This is a genomic window from Phaeodactylibacter xiamenensis, assembly GCF_000759025.1.
In the GTDB taxonomy this organism is placed as follows: Bacteria; Bacteroidota; Bacteroidia; order Chitinophagales; family Saprospiraceae; genus Phaeodactylibacter; species Phaeodactylibacter xiamenensis.
In genome coordinates this window covers 420,807-439,672 of record NZ_JPOS01000083.1, presented here as the reverse complement: position 1 = coordinate 439,672, position 18,866 = coordinate 420,807, and the positions used below count along the sequence as shown (strand labels likewise).

The following is an 18,866-nucleotide window of genomic DNA, read 5'->3' as shown; positions in this document are numbered from 1 at the left end:
AATCAGAGTATTGGCTATTCCCAAAGATCGAAGATTGGGGAGCCTTCGTGCTCAGGGTTGCTTTGGTTTGCCAGTTCATTCTCGATTCTGTGCTGCGCAAGCACCCCAACCGCCATGTCATAAGCATCGACGAAAAAACGGGTATCCAGGCTATAGAGCGTGCCAAAGGTGCAGCCCCCAAAAGCAAGGGGGCACACCAACGGGTGGAATATGAGTACATCCGTCACGGTACAACGACGCTGATTGCCGCTAACAACGTGGAAAATGGCCAGGTCATCAATTACCGTATGGGAGACACTCGGGATGAAACAGATTATGCTGACTTCATCAAATGCACCGTCCATGCACTGCCAGAAATGGACCAGGTTATTATTTTGTCCGACCAGCTCAATACCCATATGTCGGAATCGCTGGTCCGCTGGATTGCCGAGTGCGAAGGGTATGATGAAGGCCTGGGCACAAAAGGCCGGGAGGGCATCTTAAAAAACATGGTAACTCGTAGGCGTTTCCTGGAAAAAGAAGAGCACCGTATCAGATTTGTCTTCACGCCCAAGCATTGCTCCTGGCTCAACCCAATCGAAAATTGGTTCGCTAAGCTGCAGCGTCATGTGATTAGCAATGGCAATTTTTCTTCAGTCGAAGAGCTACAAATCAAAATAGAAGCCTACGTGGCTTTTTACAATGAGTGCTTGGCTAAACCTCTAAAATGGAAATTTAAAGGCTTCGACAAGGACCGGGAACCTCTCATTTAAATTGTCAGAAACTTATGTCTTAAGCCACTAGTCTATTCTCCGAACTCCCGGTTTATTTACCACAACAATTCAGGACAGCTAATCCAGTTGGATACAAAGCTGTTACCTGATCAAAACCCAATGGATACCATCGCAAACTGGGATTTGTATTACTATAATAATTGGTATCCATTTGGTAACAGTTTCGGTGCAGGGGCTTTAGGACCTGATGGAAAGATATATTATGCAAATACAAATACCTCTTCTCATTTTCACGTAGTGGAGCGACCCAACCTCCCTGGGCAAGCATCTGGGGTCCGGCAATATGGGTTTCGGCTACCCACAGTAAACGGGGGAACAGTTTCCTATGCACCTAATTACCGGCTTGAACCTATAGACTGTGAATAAAATGAGAAGTATATATTTGCTGATACCCTTGTTGTCTCTGATGCTAGGCTTTTATAGTTCAGTATCTGCGCAGAATCATGACCGTATTTGGTATTATGGTAGGTATGATTCCCTTTCTCCATTTCCACAGGGAGGGAAAATAGACTTCAATTTTGCACCTCCCCAGGCAATGCCCACAGATCGTCCTGTAACACTGAACGCTTATGCACACATTATGTCAGATAGTGCAGGAACTCAAGTCCTTTATTTTAGTGATGGTTATAATATTTACAATAGGGATAATGAGGCAATGCTAAACGGTGATACAATTAATGAGGGGTATTGGATAGGAGTGGGGCAGCCGGATGAAATTACTTATTCGGGGTTATCAGTTCCATCCCCATACCTAGAAAACAATTATCTATATTTTCATCATGAGGCAGGGAATGACCTGGATTGGATTGTACGCAACAATCTTTATTTTTCTCAAATAGATATGGAGGAGGAAGATGGTAAAGGGGCTGTTGTAATTAAAGATAGTTTAATATGGAATGGGCGTTTTGCCGGTTTTGGCCTCACCAAGGCAGGAGATGGCGCAGAATGGTGGATGCTTGTGGTCGATTACGATTCACCAGTAGTAAACACATATACTATCGATGAAATGGGAGTCAGCCTGCACCATGTTGATACTTTGTTATTACCCAATTATTCCTTTCTTTCTGCGGAAGAACGAAATTTTAGCTATTCGGGTTTTTCTCCCGATGGCACTCAGTTTTTGTTATTTGATGAGGGAGAAGGCTTAATCGTGCTTGACTTCGATAGGTGCAGTGGGCAGTTCAATGATGCCTTTTTTCGACCCATTCCAGCAATGAACAGAACAAGTTTAGCATTTTCCCCTAATGCTCGTTTCGCTTATATCAATTCATTAGAAAACTTGGTGCAAGTGGATTTAAATAGCATGGAACAGGGAATTGTTCTGGACACTATTGCTAATTGGGACGGAGCATTCCCTTTAGGAAACCCATTTTTTGCCGATTTATTTGCTTATAGCCAGCTTGCGCCCGATGGTAAAGTATACATTGCGAGTGTTGCCTCTGCATCATTACATGTTATTGAACGCCCCAACCTTCCTGGGCAAGCTTGTGGGTTTAGGCAGCTTGCCTTCAATTTACCTACGGGCAATTTCAACTCCATTCCGCATTTCCCAAACTACAGGCTCGAACCATTAGATTGTGATTGATATGAAAAAGTACAATGTACTATTTGCAATGTTTTTTATGCTGTTTTCCTCTAACGTGACGGCTCAACAACCATTATGGGTAGGAGGATATACAGAGCAGCTTGATACATTGTCCAACGGTCGAATTCAAATTATGCCAAATGAAGATACAGTTTTAATATCGTCTTTTGATAGCCCTGTTCAATTTGAAAGCACTATGGCAGGATGGGTTGATAAAGAGGGAGAGGTTTTATTTTACACAAACGGCTGCCATTTATACAATGGAGACCATCAGGTCATACCCGGTGGAGAAGAATTAAACCCAGGCGAGATTCATGAAATTGCTTGTGATGACTATGGGTATTTAGCGCCTAAGGGTGCATCAGTAGCTACATTTAGAACAGCTCCTGACCTGTTTTATCTAATTCATTTAGGGATAAAAAACAGCATACAGCATTCTGTCTCGTACGGACCTCTGTATATTACTGTTATTGTGCGTGATTCTCTCACTGGGCAATTAGAGGTAGTCTCAAAAAATGAGGTTCTTATCGCAGAAGAAGTAGACCCCTTTGTATTGGTTCGTCATGGAAACGGTGATGACTGGTGGTTGATCACCAATCATTTTGCTACCAACGAATACCACAAAATTCTGCTAACACCTGAGGGGGTGGAATCGCATCTGATAGAAAACGTGGGATATGATTTCCCTTTCCCTCCTTGTCGCTGGCAGCGTTCGCTTTCAGTATCTCCCTCGGGAAACCGGATCGTTCGTTTTGGTTCTAAATGCGGAGCTCAGTTTATGACTTTTGATCGTTGTAGCGGCCTATTGGAAGATGTCGGGTTTTCCAATTTAGAGAATGGGATATTTGGAGGAGGAGGTAGTACATTCTCTGTAGATTCTGATTTCGTATATTTTTCGCGTTGGTACCGCGTTATAAAAGTTCCTTTTAGTACTCCTCCTGATACTTTAAGGACCTCTTTTCAGCCAGATCCAGGTTTTGGAGGGAGTTTTGTTCATATGCATCGTGATATGTACGGTAGAATTTATATTGCCCCACAAGCATCAGAATCTTATTTACACATCATTGAACCAGGAGACACTGGACCTGATACTGCCCTTGTAGCGTTTGAAGGGTTAAAACTACCGTATCGTATACAACGGACAATTCCACACTACCCCAATTATGCCTTAGGTCCTGTTTATGGGTCAGTTTGTGACTCAATCCCAACTTCATTTGAAGAAATGGCCACTTTTGAAAGCACAACAGTAATCAACGCCTTTCCTAATCCTGCTAGTGATAGAATAACGGTTGAAACGAGCGTACATGGTTCTAAAACCTTTATACTATATGATGCACGAGGTCAATTATTAAAGACCATTGAAACTTTGGATCAGGAAACTAATTTCAATATTTCTGCATATCAGCCAGGCCTTTACATGATAGGAGTTCGGCAACATGGTAAGCTTAAGGGTACAGTTAAAGTTGTTTTAATGGACTAATGAGCTGAGCCGCAAACTCTTTGCGAATTAAGGATTAGGTGCCTCTTCTTTTTGTTGAACCCGGGATGGTACCGATAGTTTGGTTTGGTGGTGAATTCGTCTTTTCAGGTATTAAATTCTATTCTAAGGCTTAGCAAGCGCATACTGCGCCCCCAAATTAAGCCCCGCTTTCAGCCACCTTTTTTGCATTATTCCAGACCGTACCTCATTGTCTCCAAAGATTTGAAAGGTTCCCTGTGCAGATTCAAACCTGGAAACAACAACACTGGTGCCCAGGAATAGCTTCCACCGGCTTTGCCCAAGGGTGCGTCGGTAGGCGAGCTGGATTTCAGGTGCAAAGGCGATATCGTTGGCATCATTGATGATCAATTCAGAATGGAAAAGCTCTTCAACTTGACCATTGCCAACAAGGGCAGCCAGTTCTATATCAATATAACCCCGAACAAAGTAGGCCGCCTGAAGCCCCAACTGTACCCAAAAGCCATGCTTTTCATTGAACGACCGGTCGTACCGCATGGCAGTGAGCAAGGCAAAGTGGTAGATGCCTGCATTGATAAAATAATCAGAATTATCCGACCCAAAGCGGTTGAAGTCCTTATCTACGTAAGGGTTTAATTTATAAGAGTCTACCCCAAAGACCAGGCCATTCACCCACCGCCAGTGTTCGGATAGGGGTAGGGCATGGCGCAGTTGAAATTCGAAGGTTGGTGATGCCCCTGAGTTTACCACGCCGCTTTCGAGAATAGGCATTGAATAATCTCGTTCAATCCACACGGCATCACTCCGCCCAGCCAGCAAATGAAGCTCCAAACTGGAGGACTGCTGGGCGGACAGTTGGGGTAGGGTGCCAACCCCAAAAAATAGGATCAATGAGAAAAAGAGCCTCATGAATGCTTTGCCGAGAGGCCGGTCGGATCGGGTCATTTCATTTTGGCAGTAATGACCTGAGAGAAGCTTAGGTTTCAGAAAAAAGTCATATAAATCCATAGTAAGAGCGTTGATGAAAAAATAGTAGAAGGTCAAGCCATAGGATTCATTTTTTTCGGCGCGTTTGAAAAGTAACTTATGTACCTTGGCTAAGGTAAGCCTTATCTGAAAATAAGTAAAGCAGGAAAGCACAGTACTTTCAGGAAACCTACCACTTTTTTCTATTTTTACCGCTCACAAAATCCACGGCTTGTGATTCAGGCATCAGGCATTCAAAAAGCATACCGGCAACTTCAGGTACTCAAAGGAGTAGACCTCTCGATTGGGAAGGGAGAATTTGTTTCCATTGTCGGGAAGTCTGGCGCTGGAAAGAGCACCCTGCTCCATATTTTGGGCACCCTCGACCGCCCGGACAGTGGTGAGCTGCTGATCAATGACACGGCAGTTGAGAAAATGGGCACCAAAAAACTGGCGGCCTTCCGCAACCTAAATATTGGTTTCGTTTTCCAGTTCCACCACCTGTTGCCGGAGTTTAGCGCGGTAGAAAATGTGCTCATGCCCGCCCTGATCGCCAAAAAGCCGGAAGGGGAAGCCCGAAAACGAGCCGGTGAGCTCCTGGATTACCTCGGGCTTAGCGACCGCCTACAGCACAAACCAGGACAGCTTTCCGGTGGGGAGCAGCAGCGGGTGGCCGTGGCGCGCGCACTGATGAACCAACCGGGCATTGTTTTCGCAGATGAGCCTTCCGGTAATCTCGATTCTTCTTCTTCTCAGGAACTACATCAATTACTGTTTAAGCTCCGGGACGATTTCCGGCAGACCTTCGTGATTGTCACCCACAACGAAGAACTGGCCCAGATGAGCGATCGGCGGCTCGAAATGAAGGATGGCTTGATTAGCTAAACTAAACCCTATGGCATCGACTCCAACACCCAATTCGTCTTCCAGAACGATCGGCGAAGCGCTATCTGACCTCTGGCAGGCCACACGCGAATGGTTTCACACCCTACTCGACCTCGAATCAGGGCTCGACCGCGAAGGCACCATCATTGCCATCCGCAACAATAAGCGCATGCAGGGGGCCAATGCATGGCTGCTCGGGTGCTCTATAATGATTGCTTCCCTCGGGCTTGACCTGAACTCGCCGGCCGTGATCATCGGCGCGATGTTGGTGTCGCCCCTGATGTCGCCGATCCTGGGCATTGGGCTGGGCGTAGCCATCAATGACAAGGACTCCATGTTTACCTCCATGCGGCACTTTGGGATTGCCATCCTGATTGCCCTGTTTGTGAGTACTTTTTATTTTTTCGTTAGCCCGTTCGGGCACATCACCCCGGAAATACAGGGCAGGACTTCCCCCACATTCCTGGATGGCCTGGTGGCGATATTTGGTGGCTTTGCCGGCATCATTTCCTCTTCCCGAAAGGATAAAACGAACGCCATACCGGGCGTAGCCATCGCTACGGCTTTGATGCCACCGCTTTGTGTGACGGGGTTTGGCGTGGCTGAGGTCTTTGAGCTCTGGATACGGAAGGGGAGTATGGAGCCACAGGCGTTTAGCGCTGAAATCAACCGGGCATTTGGGATCATCGGCGGGTCCTTCTACCTGTTTTTCCTCAACTCCTTCTTCATTGCGCTGACCACCTACATCATCATCCGGCTGCTGCGTTTCCCCCTCAAATCCTATGTGGATGCCCGGGAGGCGCGCCGCAACCGAATGATTACCGCCTTCTTCAGCCTGCTCGTCTCCCTGCCAAGCGGCATCATTTTGTACAATCTCTATGAAATGCAGCAGGACAAAGCGGAGGTGAAGTCCTTTGTGGAGGATTATTTCCCGCAAGCCTGCATCAATTATGAACTGACTGCGATAGACGGTGACACCAATAAGCTTATCCTGCAATTGCTCGGCCGGCGGATTTCCGAGGATTCTGTGCTGCATTACCAGGAGCTCCTGCACGAAAAATACGACCTGAATACACCGGTGCGCCTCTTTCCCATGCAGGCCGAAATGAGCCTGGAGGACATCAAAACTTCCCTGCAGGCGCAGCGGCAGGAGGTGGTGAAAATGCTGGAAACCGAACGCCGCACAGCCAATTCTGCCGTGGAGGAGACCGAAGCCCTCAAACGCGCCCTGGCCCGCCGCCTAAGCGATTCCACCCTTATTGCCAAAAGCCTGCGGGTAGCGCGGGAATCCTTTGGTGCCGATATCGAGTCCATTCAGTTTGCCCCGGAAGCCCGGACCGTCAATGATTCGGCTACCGTCAGCCTGCCACCGGTTTTTATGGTCGATTGGGCTAATCGGCGGGGGACTGCGGTAAACAAAGAGCGCCTTGAGCGCATTCTCCGAATAAGCGCAGAGCTGGATACTTTGCAACTGATTTCGTATTAAAAAATCTATACGCGATGAGAGCACTAATCTGTGTTGATATACAAAACGATTTCTGCCCCGGCGGCTCCCTGGAGGTCAGGGAAGGCGATCAGGTTATACCGGTCGCCAACAAGCTGATGGAACACTTCGACCTGGTGGTCGCCACCCAAGACTGGCACCCTGCCAACCATAAGAGCTTTGCCGCTATGCACCCCTGGCGCTACCCGGGTGATGTCATCGACCTGAACGGGCTGCAGCAAATCCTCTGGCCAATCCACTGCGTACAGGGCAGCTTTGGTGCAGAGTTTGCGCCTGGCCTGAATACCGATGCCTTTGAAGAGGTATTCGTCAAAGGCACCGATACCGAAATTGACAGCTACAGCGGTTTTTTTGATAACGGGCACCGCAAAGCCACTGGTTTGGGCGACTACCTGAAGGAAAAAGGCGTGGACGAAGTCTACATTCTCGGCTTAGCCCTTGATGTTTGCGTGAAATTCACCGTACTTGATGCGCTCGGGCTGGGTTTCAAAACCTACCTGGTGGAAGACGGCTGCCGGGGCGTCAATCTCAATGAAGGCGATTCGGATAAAGCCCTTTCGGAAATGCGCGAAAAAGGTGCTATCATTGCGCAGTCAGACCAAATTATAACTTCCTAACAAGAAATTTTTACCCATGGTACAACAGGAAACGCTACGCTCCTCGAAGGACTACATCGCTTTGGAAGACCGCTACGGCGCGCACAATTACCACCCACTGCCTGTAGTGCTCACCCGCGGGGAAGGTGCTTACCTCTGGGACGTCGAAGGTAAAAAATACTACGACTTCCTTGCAGCCTATTCCGCTGTCAATCAGGGGCATTGCCACCCACATATCGTAGAAGCGCTGAAAAAGCAGGCGGAACAACTCACCCTGACTTCCCGGGCCTTCCACAATGACATGCTGGGGCCTTATGAAAAGTTTATCACCGAGTTCTTCGGCTACGACCGCGTACTGCCCATGAATACAGGCGTGGAAGGAGGCGAAACAGCCGTTAAGCTGTGCCGAAAGTGGGCCTACGAAGTCAAAGGCGTGCCTGCCAATCAGGCTAAGATCATCTTCGTCACCGGCAACTTCTGGGGACGTACCCTGGGGGCGATTTCCTCCTCCACGGACCCCAGCAGCACCACTGGCTTTGGGCCGTATATGCCGGGATACGAAATCATCCCCTACAATGACCTTCCTGCGCTGGAGGAAGCCCTGCAGGATGACAACGTGGCGGGCTTCATGGTCGAGCCCATTCAGGGCGAAGCCGGCGTGGTGGTGCCCGATGAAGGGTACCTGCGCAAAGCATACGACCTCTGCCGTTCCCGTAATGTGCTATTCATAGCCGATGAGGTGCAAACCGGCATCGCCCGTACCGGAAAACTAATTGCCTGCGAGCACGAAGGCTTCAAACCGGATATCCTCATTCTGGGCAAAGCCCTTTCCGGCGGTGTATTCCCGGTATCAGCCGTACTGACCAGCGATGAGGTAATGCTGACCATCAAGCCCGGTGAACATGGCTCCACCTTTGGCGGCAACCCGGTAGCCTGCGCAGTGGGTATGGCTGCACTGGAAGTGGTCCGAGATGAGAAGCTGTCCGAAAGAGCAGAACACCTTGGGCAAATCTTCCGTGACCGTATGCAAAAGAACCTGGTGGAAAAAACAGACCTGGTCACGCTGGTCCGTGGCAAAGGGCTGCTGAACGCCATCGTCATCAATGACGAAGAAGACAGCAAAACGGGCTGGAACATTTGCCTGAAGCTGGCGGAAAATGGCTTGCTGGCCAAGCCTACACATGGCAATAAAATCCGCTTTGCGCCACCTTTGATTATGACCGAAGAACAGCTTAGTGAGTGCTGTGATATCATAGAAGAGACCATCCTCAGCTTCCAGGCTTAAAACAAGCATGGAAGTAAGGCTGAGCCAGGAATAGCTGCCCGGGAGCAGTGGTTCCTGGCTTTTTTTGTGATCAACATGACTTTACCCGGCCATCATCTGCCCGCAGTTCTGCGTAATTTTTTCCACCCACGTGGCGTTATTTGTGGGTGCGAAGTTCAAAAAGCTGGCGTACGGATTATTTTTTTATAAATTCGTGATTCACACAACTGCTCCAGCCGCAGACGCAAAACGATGACAAAACGCTTAAGCATGCTACAAAGAATCGCCCCAATTTTTATGTTCCTACTGTTGGGCTGGTCTGTTTTGGCCCAGCAAACTGCTGTTTTTACCGAAGCCAATGAAGCTTACAAGACTGGTGAGCTGATGTTCGGGCAGGGCATTTACGGGAAGGCCCGGCACCATTTTGAAAAAGCCCATCGCCTGCTGTTGCCTGTGAATGAGCCGGAGGCAGAGCTCTTGAGGACGAAGGCAGAACTCAACATCGCACGTGCAGCCGTGCGCACGCAGGCACCCGATGGCGAAAAGCTCATTCTCGAATTCGTACGCAAGTATGCCCCCAATACCATTGCCAATCAGGCGCTGATAGAAGTAGCTGATTACTACTACAATGCCCGGCAGTATGAAAAAGCCATCGACTTCTTTTCTAAAGTGCCGACCACCGGTATGAGCCGGGAGCAAAAAGCTGAGGTAAAGTTTAAGCTGGGCTATGCGCTATTTGTGGAGAAGAAATTCACGCAGGCCAAGGCCAACTTCCGGAGTATCAAGGATCTGGAAAACGATTACTACTATCCGACCAACTATTACCTTGGGCTGTGCTACTTTTTTGAAGGCAGCTATGATGCAGCAATTTCGCAGTTTCGCATCGTGGAGCGTTCCCGCAAATACAAGCCTCACGTACCTTACTATCTGGCTCAGATTTACTTTGCAGAGCGCCGCTTCGACGAGCTGATCGCTTATGCGGAGCCCCGGGTCAAGCAGCAGGGCGTGCTCAAGGAAACGGAAATCAAGCAGCTCATCGGGCAATCCTATTTCGAAAAAGGGCAGTACCAGAAAGCCCTGCCTTACCTACAGTACTACGCTGAGCGCAACAGCCGGTTGCGGGAAGAAGAACTCTATCAGATCGGCTACACCTATTATCAGGTAGGCGATTATCAGAAAGCCATTCAGTACCTCAAGGATTTGGTGACCGTAGACTCAGAAATCGGGCAGAACGCGATGTTCATTCTCGGCGATTCCTACCTGCGCGTCAATCAGCGGCAGTACGCCCGTACCGCTTTCGGTAACGCCAAGCGCATGCCGTATGATGAGGATATTCAGGAGGATGCGCTTTGGAACTACGCCAAGCTCAGCTACGAGCTCAAAGACCCGCGCGAAGCCATCAACGCTCTCAAAGAGCTGCGCCCTTCCTCCCCGCATTACATTGATGCACAAGAGCTGATGAGCGAAATCTTTCTCAGCTACCGCGATTACCAACAGGCGATGGACATCATCGAGTCCCTGCCCAACCGAACACCACAGCTACAGGAAACTTACCAAAAGGTATCGTACTACCGGGGCTTGCAGTTGCTGCAAAATGGCGAAATCAATGGCGCCAAGCAATACTTCGAAAAGTCGCTCGATGTTTCCATTGATGCCCGTACCCGCGCCCTGGCCATCTACTGGCTGGGCGATATCGCTCACCGGGAAGAAGCCTACAACGCGAGTATCCGGTTGCTCAACCAATACCTGACACTGGCCAAGACCCTCAGCAATATGCCTGATGAGGCCTCTATCTTCACTGCCAATTACACCCAGGGCTATAACTACCTCAAACAGGAGGAATACACTGCTGCCCTTGGCTTCTTTGAAGAAGCAGTGAACGGCATAGACCGCAACCGTTCCTTTATCCGCAACGAGAAAGTACGCAATCAGGTGCTGGGCGACGCCACACTCCGGGCGGGCGACTGCCTCTTTAAGCGTAATCAGTACCTGCGTGCGGTGGACTACTACGACCGCGCGGTCAATAAACAATACACCGGATTTGTGTACGCGCTTTACCAAAAAGCCATTATCGAAGGGCTGCTGGGGCGTACGAGCAGTAAAATCCTGGCATTGGAGCGCATTGAGCGTGACTATCCGGAGTCTCAGTATGCCGACGATGCCCTTCTGGCCCTGGGCACAACCTATCAGGAAATTGGTCAGCTTAGCAAGGCAGCGGCGCCGCTCAAGGAGCTGCTGCGGCGCTATCAGGGTAAGTCTGAACTGGTGACCAAAGCGTTGATCCGCCTCGGACTTATCAGTTATAACCAAGGCAACCTGGACGGTGCCATCAACTACTACAAGCAGGTCTTCTCCACCAATCCTGATGCCAGCGAGTCTAACCTGGCTATGGCCGCCCTGGAAGAGATTTATGTAGACGATCTGGGGCAGCCTGATGCCTACTTTGCCTTCCTGGAAACAGTGCAGGGCAATGTGGAGAATGAGGTCCGGGACTCCATCAACTTCCGGGCAGCGGAGTCTCAGTATGAGAATGCGAACTACGAGCGCGCGATACAGTCCTATACGGATTACCTTCGGAAGTTCCCCCGTGGCTTGTACATCCTTCCGGCTACCTACCACCGGGCAGAGTCCTACGCGGTACTGCGGCAGTACTCCAATGCCCTGGAAGACTATGCGACCGTAGTGGACAAAGGGCCAAGCCCGTATTTTTTGAAGGCATTGGAAAAGGCAGCGCTGATTGCTTATAACCACGATAAAGACTTCCTTTTGGCTTATGATCTCTATACCGAACTGGAGGAAGTGGCTCAGTCTCCGGAGCAGCGGTTTGAAGCTCAGTTGGGCGCCCTGCGCTCAGCCTACCGGGTGGGCAAAAACGATGCGGTCTATTCTCTGGCCCGCAAAGTAGCCACCAACCCTAATGCCTCACAGCTTCAGATCGCCACTGCGAATTTCTACCTCGGCAAAATGGCCTACGACCGTCAGGATTATGAGAATGCCCTTACGGCTTTCAACGAAGTCATCCGCCTGAGCGATAATGAACAAACAGCGGAAGCCCGCTACTTAAAAGCTTATATTTTCTACCTGCGCCGGGATTTGGAGCGGGCACAGGAAATTTGCATCAATGCCAACAAGGAGAGTTCGGGCTATCCGTTTTGGGTAGCGAAAAGCGTGATCCTGCTTTCGGATATCCTCCGGGAAAAAGGAGATCTTTATAATGCCCGGGCCGCACTGGAAGCGTTGCTGGAAAATTATGACGGCGACCAAAAGCTGGTTAGCGAGGCCAGAGAGAAACTCCAAACCATCAACAGCCTCATCAATCAGTCGAGCCGCCTGAATACCAGCCCGGAAGATGATGGCTTCATGGACACAGATGGTGGCCAGTAACAACATCTTTAATGCTCTGTCAGACTGAAGGCAGGGCACTAAACCTTATTCCTCAGACCAAAAATAGCGCATAGCCTGATGAAATACTGCAAGTTTATATTGTTCGTGCTGATTGGAGTTGCCTTTGCCCAACCTGCTCTGGCACAAGACCCGGACGGCCTGCCTTCCGGCGAAATTGATATCATTAAAAGCTTCGATGCCCGCCTGGGCGATGCGGAGCGATTTCGGGTAGACCCGGAATTGCCTCCCCTGGACACCTCTGCCCGCCGGCTGGAGTATGATGTGTTTTCCGGTACACTGCCCGTCGAGTACCTGCCGCCCAAAATCCGACCGCTGGCCATGCGGCGGGAGAAGGAAGAAGAAGGCTACGACGGCTACATCAAAGCAGGCGGTGGTTTCCCGGCGGCTTTATTCGGGCAGGGGTATTACAACATTAACAATAACGACAATCTAAGTATTGACCTCTTTGCCAACCACCATTCTGCCAACAACGGGCAAAATGTGGAAAATCAGCGTTTCAGCAACAGCAACGGTGGGGTAGACGGGACTTACCACTTCGATCAGGGCTTTGCCGTCAATGCTCACCTCGAATACACCTCGAATACTGTACATTACTACGGCTACAATGAAGTGGCCGAGGCGCTGGACCAGGTCATTACCTTCGACCCGGAGGAGGTGCGGCAACGCTTCTCTATTTTTGATGGGGAAGCCAGCATTTATAATAGTGCCCGCACTGAGGCCGACTTCAACTACTACGCAGGCTTCAAAACCTACCTGATGAACGACAGCTATTCCCCTTCCCGTGAGAATGGCTTCGATCTGGTTTTCCGGGGCACCAAGTGGTTTGACGATACCCACCCGCTTTCGGTGGAAATACAGACCGACTTCACGAGCTACGATGATTTGGAAGGCGACCAAAGCCTGAACAACTTCTTCCTGCGGCCCAATTACACCTACCATGCCGACCGCTTTCGTGTGAAACTCGGTTTCAACCTGGCCTCTAATGATGACAACTTCACTTTCTTTCCGGATATTGAGGTCACAGCCGTCATTCTGGAAGGCATTGTGAACGCCTACGTGGGAGCAGATGGTACTTTACAAAAGAATACATACCGTAGCCTGGTGGCCTACAATCCATTCGTGGGCTCGCCCCTGCGTATCCGTAACACATTGCACTACAACTACTACGGTGGCGCCCGGGGCAATGTAGAGGGTATAGACTATGATTTTCAGGTGGGCTATCAGGCCGTTGATGACCTGGCCACTTCCCGGCTGCTCGACCCTTTCGATGATCAGCCAAGATTTGATGTCCTGTATCAAGATGGAAGCATTGTCACAATCAAAGGCTCTGTAACGGCTCCAATTTTTGAGGGCTTCAAGGTGATCGCAGCCTTCAGCCAAAACATCTACACGCTTGAGGACGATCAGAAGCCCTGGCATTTGCCAGCACTTTCTGTCAATGCAGGGCTGCGCTATACTACGATGGAGGACCGTCTGACCGTTAAGGGGGACTTTTTCCTGGAAAATGGCGTGCCTTACCTGAACCCGGAGACGATGGAAGCCGACAATTTGAATGGCCTTTTCGACCTGAGCCTTGGGGCAGACTTTTTCTTCTCAGAGAAGTTCGGTGGGTTTATTCAAATCAACAACCTGGCTAACAACCGCCGGGAGCGCTGGTTCCGCTACCCGATTTTCGGGATCAATGCTATGGCAGGGGTGATGTTCCGGTTTTAACTGAGACCACCACCGGGTAAACTAAAAACGGGCAGGAACTTCATGGTCCTGCCCGTTTTTAGTTTACTGCCAAAGCATTTTACCCATGCTGCTTCATCAGCAGTTTTTCTTTTTGCTGTGCGAATTCTTCATCAGTGAGGATGCCCCGGTCGCGGAGCTTGCCCAGTTCTACAATTTGCTCCAGTAATTTATCGCTGGGAGGCGTTGCTGCACCTTTGGCGACAGGGGAGGGGCGGGTGGATTTCAACTCCAGTTCTTCAGCTATTTCCGGCCCCTCCAGCCCAAGTGCCGGCAGCCGGTAACCATTGTCTGCAAAAGCCTGAAAAGCCGGGCGGGAGCGCAGGAAAGCCAGGGCGTCGTGGTTATGGATTTTTTCTGCCTGGTCAAAGCCACATTCCACCGCCTCCTCAAGGTGCTGAAAAGCCAGCTGCTCGTCCTCCAGCATAGAGTAGGTGGCTGCCAGATTGTAGTGGATGGCCGCATTTTCGGGTTCAATGCTCAGGGCTTGCTCAAAATCCTCAGCGGCTGCCTCAAAGCAGTAATCGCGGAAGTTTTGGATACCTCTCCGCTTGACGATTTCAAACTCAGATTGGTGAACCCTGCGGCGGCGGTTTGGTGCAGGGAAACGGTCGGTGTTTTGGTAGTGCCTGCCATACCAATGGCGGTCTTTATCTTTATTGTAGCGGCGGTCAAAGTCCTCTCTGGGCATAGCAAAGAATAGAACGGCATCCACAAGTGCCAGTATGGCAGGAGCGAGGACAAAAGGTACGCCCTCTTCAGCGGTAATTAAAATAGCAAAAAATGCAATTATCATGTATAGAATACCGAAAGCGCGCTGCCCCAGGTAAAACCGGTGCACGCCAAAAAAGCCAAAAATTAATGCCAAAAAACCTGCTACGTTCTTTTTCTTCATAGTTGGAATACTTTCAGAATTGCCCCGGTGTGCGGCACCGGATTGACCGTGGTGTCTAAAATAAGGCATCCCTCAGGTTTTTTCAATAACCTTATGCCAAGGCCGGCAGAAAATAGATAAACGGGGGGAAGTTTTCGGACGGAAGGCCACAATTGGCGAATGGAGCGTTGTGCCGGATTGTTATCGGTTCAGCGCCCAGACCCACTGTCCGGACTGGTCAAAATAACCAATTTTATCACCCTTTTCCACGCGGTAGAGCCCTTCTCCGGCGTAGCTGATGTACTCATAATCAGGCTGCACCAACAGCTCGCCTTCCAGGCTGGCCAGCCCATTGAAACCCTGAATCCGGACCCGGGCGTACCCATCCCGGAAGGACTCAATTTTGTCGTAGCGTGGGGGGATGATTTCAATGCCTTTCTGGTTGATAATGCCCCATTTCCCATTTACCTGTACCACTGCTACGCCATGTTGGAATTCGGTAGCCTGCTCATAGTAGCCATCGTAGGGGCTGGCCTGTTCGGTGATGTAGTAAAACCGGTATTGTTCGTCCCTGACCAGGCCACGGCCTTCCTGGAAGTTGAGCAGGCGGTCAAGGCTGGGCTCTATGAGCACACTGCCGGATTGGTCGATAAGGCCGGCTTTGCGCATACCTTTGTACACTACTGCGCGGCCATCTTTGAAATCCAGGCATTTGGAAAAATCACAAGGTATGGCCAGTTGCCCGGACCTGTCGATATAGCCACATTGCCCGTCTATCTGCACTGCTGCCAGGCCCTCCGAAAATGGACTGGCTTTAGAAAATCGGTCTTCAATAACCAGATTCCCGCGCACATCAATATAGCCGTACCCATTTTTGGTCTTCACAACAGCTAACCCTTCCCGGAAAGGCTCAATCGACTTGTACTTTTGCTTGGTGACCGCATCGCCCTGTTGATCGATCAGTTCATAGTGTACGGTATGCCCTCCATCCTGTGCAATGGCCAGCCCGTTAGCGTCAAAGGCCTCAATATGAGTAAAACGTGGCCGCTGAACGTATGCTCCATTGACATCAATGAGGCCATAGTTTTGATCCACCATCACCCGGGCGGTGCCATTTTGGAAATCATAAGCACGGTCAAAATCCGGTTGGATGACCATGGTGCCGGCTTCATTAATATAGCCCATGCCATCATCGGTGGCGACCCAAGCCAGCCCGTCGGAAAAACTCCCTACTCTGCGGTACTGCAAATCGATCATGATACGCCCCTGCTTGTCCACAAAACCCCATCCTGAGCCCAGGCGGACAGCCGCCAGGCCCTGGCTGAAGTTTTGAACTTCGCGAAAGCGGCAGGGGATGACTTCCATACCATCGGTGTTTACAAAGCCCCAGAGCCCGTTGCGGCGCACAGCCAGCCTGCCTTCGCTGAAGTACCCCAGCTCGTCGTAGACGGCACTGACCGTGATCTGCCCAAGAGTGTCAACCAGCCCGTATTTTGGTTCCCTAATGTATACCCGGACCATCTGGTTGTCTGTGTTTTCCATAAATTGGACACCATCGTACTCACACGGTAGGATGATCTTCGCATCCCCGTTGACCATGCCCCATTTGTCGTGGCATGCCACAATGCCAACCTGATTGACGAAATCTTTAGCATAAGTATACTGCGGTGGGACAACCACTTGTCCTTCCTGATCAAGGTAGCCCCATTCACAGCCCTCACAAATGAGATTAGCTAGTGCCCTGAACTCAATATCGTACTGTGTGTAATCCTGCATGATACCGGGCGAGGCAAGGTCTCGCAGGTAATCCCGGATGCTCCCGAGGTGCAGTGTTTCCTCCTGGCTTCCGGATAATTGCCCGCTAAAACTAAAACGGGCAATGCCATTAACAAAATCTCCGATATAGGCGAGGTCCTGCCGGACAGTCCGGCCTGTCAGGTCAATCAGGCCATGCCTGCCATTGGTAAAAATACAACGGGCCAGGCTGCCGCCCAGGTTAAAGTCACTCAGGCGAATGTCAAGGAACTCCAGCTCGGTAACCATCAGCCCAATCTCATTATTGACAATACCATAAGTTCGGTCGAACCGGAACCGCGTACGGTCAAATCCAACCGTGTGGGACTGAGGAATGCCCACTAAAGTCAGCCCCAGCTCATGCTCCACCTGTACGTAGGAAAACATAGGTTCGATCTGAACCCCCCCATCACTAAGGCGGCGCAATCCCCACCGGTCTTCCTCCGGGGCATAGAACCATTCAAAATGTTCGAGAAGCTGGCTGTTCAGAGTGGACGCATCGCCCCCATCTGCCTGTTTGCCGGTTTGGGGTTCACCACCTATTTTTACCTGAAAGTGCTGTTGCAGCTGGCTGGCATCACGCAGATGGCCTTCTGTATCGAAAGTCAGGAGAGTAAGCTGTTCTCCTCCGCCGGGGCTTTCGGTGTAAGCCTTAGCTTGCTGCTGCTCGAGCACAATGCGGTTATAGGTGGGGGCTACAATCTCCGTGCCGTCAATATGGACGAGCCCAAACCGCCCGGCTTTTTTGACAATGCAGAGTTTGCCCTTTCGTGGAGCGATATAGTCGTAGATTACAGGGATTAGCAGCTGCCCTTCCTGTGTAGCCACCCCCCAGAGCCCTTCCTGGTTTACCCGGAAGTGATTGCGGGTGTAGGGTTGTATTTCATTGTAGTCTGGCTTAAAGATTTCCTGCCCGCACCAGTTAATGAGCCCCAGGCGCCGATTGTCTTTTACAATCAGATAGCGGGGAGAAAAAGGGTAATAATCGTGATGCCAGCCTGGGGTGATTACCCGGTTGCAGTAAAGGCTAAAGACTTTATTGCCCTTTTCGCTACTTAGCTTGATATACCCTTCATCAATTTTGCTGTAGCCTTTAAATTCACAGGGGATTCTTTCGATACCGTAAAAGTCTACTGCCCCCCAGTGATTGTCCTCTTTGAAAAAGAACAGGCTATCCTGGTATACCTGAATATCTTCTGCCCGGTTGGCAATGATCTGCCGCCCGGTACCGGAGAGCAGGCCCAGTTGCTGGTTTTTGCGGGTCAGGAAAAAAGAGTTGCCAAAAGACTTGATTTCATCGTATTCAGGAGGAGCCAGGCGGTGCCCAAACTGATTGGTAAGCCCCCATTTACCGTCTTTTTGGAAAGTAAGAAAGTTGGGGCGTACGACGTGGACCCGCTCGTAGCCCTTTTCCAGGATGACTTTGCCAAAAAGGTTGACCACCATCCATGATTTATCACTCATAACCGCTATCAGGGTGGAATCCAGTACTTTAATATCCTCATACCGGGGTTCCAGTATCCGCCGCCCATTGTCGCCAAGCAGCCCAACCTTGCCTTCAAACTGCATAACAGCATAGCCAAACTGCTTGAATTCTCCGATGGCATCATAAACCGGAGCCTGTACCAGCTCGCCGGAAGCATCAATCAGGCCCCATTTGTTGTCCTTCTTGATCGGGAAATACCGCTGGCCAGGCAGTGAGCCACCAAATAGCAGTAAAGAGATCAGGATGAAAAACAGGCGCATAAGCAAAAGGTGGAAATTGCGTTTAGAATTTGATGATACTTTTATGTTTAGTTTTCTTTGGAAGGTAAGACTGGCATTTAAACGCAAAATTGAGCAATTAATTTTACATTTAAATGTTAGCTCTTTCACTCAGGTGTGTTTTGTTATATATGAAGAAAAACAAAAAGTGTCTGTTGTCGCAAATATACACTTTGATTCCAGTTTTTTGCGTATATAAGAGGCAGTGTGCTTGCCCCGGGCTTGAACAATTCATGAATTTTATACCTTTGCAGTCGTAAAAGCGC

The 18,866-nt window shown here is 50.0% G+C and carries 12 protein-coding genes; 9 read left to right on the top strand and 3 right to left on the bottom strand.

Annotation, left to right across the window (positions count from 1 at the left end):
* The 3 genes from IX84_RS24730 to IX84_RS24715 form a co-directional block, all read left to right on the top strand.
* The coding region (locus IX84_RS24730) for a transposase (protein WP_152605225.1) at positions 1–752 on the top strand (752 nt) is incomplete at its 5' end.
* A 379-nt stretch (positions 753–1,131) separates the two neighbouring features.
* Positions 1,132–2,358, top strand: coding sequence for a hypothetical protein (locus IX84_RS24720; RefSeq protein ID WP_152605224.1), 1,227 nt, complete (start codon positions 1,132–1,134; stop codon positions 2,356–2,358).
* Between the two features lies 1 nt (position 2,359).
* On the top strand, positions 2,360–3,838 hold the full coding sequence (locus tag IX84_RS24715; RefSeq protein WP_044227164.1) for a T9SS type A sorting domain-containing protein: 1,479 nt from the start codon (positions 2,360–2,362) through the stop codon (positions 3,836–3,838).
* A 123-nt stretch (positions 3,839–3,961) separates the two neighbouring features.
* Here the strand turns inward: IX84_RS24715 and IX84_RS24710 are convergent, their stop codons facing one another.
* Positions 3,962–4,726: a hypothetical protein gene (locus IX84_RS24710; RefSeq protein ID WP_160213921.1), complete on the bottom strand. Its 765-nt coding sequence runs from the start codon at positions 4,724–4,726 to the stop codon at positions 3,962–3,964.
* A 291-nt stretch (positions 4,727–5,017) separates the two neighbouring features.
* On the opposite strand from IX84_RS24710, the gene IX84_RS24705 reads away from it, so the two are divergent.
* The 6 genes from IX84_RS24705 (at position 5,018) to IX84_RS24680 (ending at position 14,150) form a co-directional block, all read left to right on the top strand.
* The gene (locus IX84_RS24705; RefSeq protein ID WP_044227161.1) at positions 5,018–5,668 is read left to right on the top strand and encodes an ABC transporter ATP-binding protein; all 651 of its coding nucleotides are present in this window, start codon (positions 5,018–5,020) and stop codon (positions 5,666–5,668) included.
* Between the two features lie 10 nt (positions 5,669–5,678).
* Positions 5,679–7,154, top strand: a complete 1,476-nt coding sequence (locus IX84_RS24700) for a DUF389 domain-containing protein (RefSeq protein WP_052516369.1) — start codon at positions 5,679–5,681, stop codon at positions 7,152–7,154.
* Between the two features lie 14 nt (positions 7,155–7,168).
* Positions 7,169–7,789 (top strand): bifunctional nicotinamidase/pyrazinamidase, encoded by a 621-nt coding sequence (gene pncA, locus IX84_RS24695; protein WP_044227158.1) that lies wholly within the window; start codon positions 7,169–7,171, stop codon positions 7,787–7,789.
* Positions 7,790–7,805: 16 nt separating this feature from the next.
* Positions 7,806–9,053, top strand: a complete 1,248-nt coding sequence (gene rocD / locus IX84_RS24690) for an ornithine--oxo-acid transaminase (protein WP_044227156.1) — start codon at positions 7,806–7,808, stop codon at positions 9,051–9,053.
* A 249-nt stretch (positions 9,054–9,302) separates the two neighbouring features.
* A complete protein-coding gene (locus IX84_RS24685) occupies positions 9,303–12,416 on the top strand; it encodes a tetratricopeptide repeat protein (RefSeq protein WP_044227154.1) in 3,114 nt (1,037 codons plus the stop codon).
* A 78-nt stretch (positions 12,417–12,494) separates the two neighbouring features.
* Positions 12,495–14,150 (top strand): hypothetical protein, encoded by a 1,656-nt coding sequence (locus IX84_RS24680; protein WP_052516368.1) that lies wholly within the window; start codon positions 12,495–12,497, stop codon positions 14,148–14,150.
* 79 nt (positions 14,151–14,229) lie between these two features.
* Here IX84_RS24680 and IX84_RS31920 read toward each other — a convergent pair whose 3' ends face one another.
* Entirely contained in the window at positions 14,230–15,132 is a 903-nt protein-coding gene (locus tag IX84_RS31920) for an NINE protein (protein ID WP_063978298.1), read from the bottom strand.
* 111 nt (positions 15,133–15,243) lie between these two features.
* Positions 15,244–18,582: a WG repeat-containing protein gene (locus IX84_RS24670; RefSeq protein ID WP_044227153.1), complete on the bottom strand. Its 3,339-nt coding sequence runs from the start codon at positions 18,580–18,582 to the stop codon at positions 15,244–15,246.
* Positions 18,583–18,866: the final 284 nt, after the last annotated feature.

Coding starts and splice junctions, on each gene's coding strand:
- IX84_RS31920 (WP_063978298.1), bottom strand. CDS start 15,132: ATGCCTTATTTTAGACACCACGGTCAATCCGGTGCCGCACACCGGGGC.
- IX84_RS24700 (WP_052516369.1), top strand. CDS start 5,679: ATGGCATCGACTCCAACACCCAATTCGTCTTCCAGAACGATCGGCGAA.
- IX84_RS24710 (WP_160213921.1), bottom strand. CDS start 4,726: ATGAGGCTCTTTTTCTCATTGATCCTATTTTTTGGGGTTGGCACCCTA.
- IX84_RS24680 (WP_052516368.1), top strand. CDS start 12,495: ATGAAATACTGCAAGTTTATATTGTTCGTGCTGATTGGAGTTGCCTTT.
- rocD (WP_044227156.1), top strand. CDS start 7,806: ATGGTACAACAGGAAACGCTACGCTCCTCGAAGGACTACATCGCTTTG.
- IX84_RS24715 (WP_044227164.1), top strand. CDS start 2,360: ATGAAAAAGTACAATGTACTATTTGCAATGTTTTTTATGCTGTTTTCC.
- IX84_RS24685 (WP_044227154.1), top strand. CDS start 9,303: ATGCTACAAAGAATCGCCCCAATTTTTATGTTCCTACTGTTGGGCTGG.
- IX84_RS24670 (WP_044227153.1), bottom strand. CDS start 18,582: ATGCGCCTGTTTTTCATCCTGATCTCTTTACTGCTATTTGGTGGCTCA.
- pncA (WP_044227158.1), top strand. CDS start 7,169: ATGAGAGCACTAATCTGTGTTGATATACAAAACGATTTCTGCCCCGGC.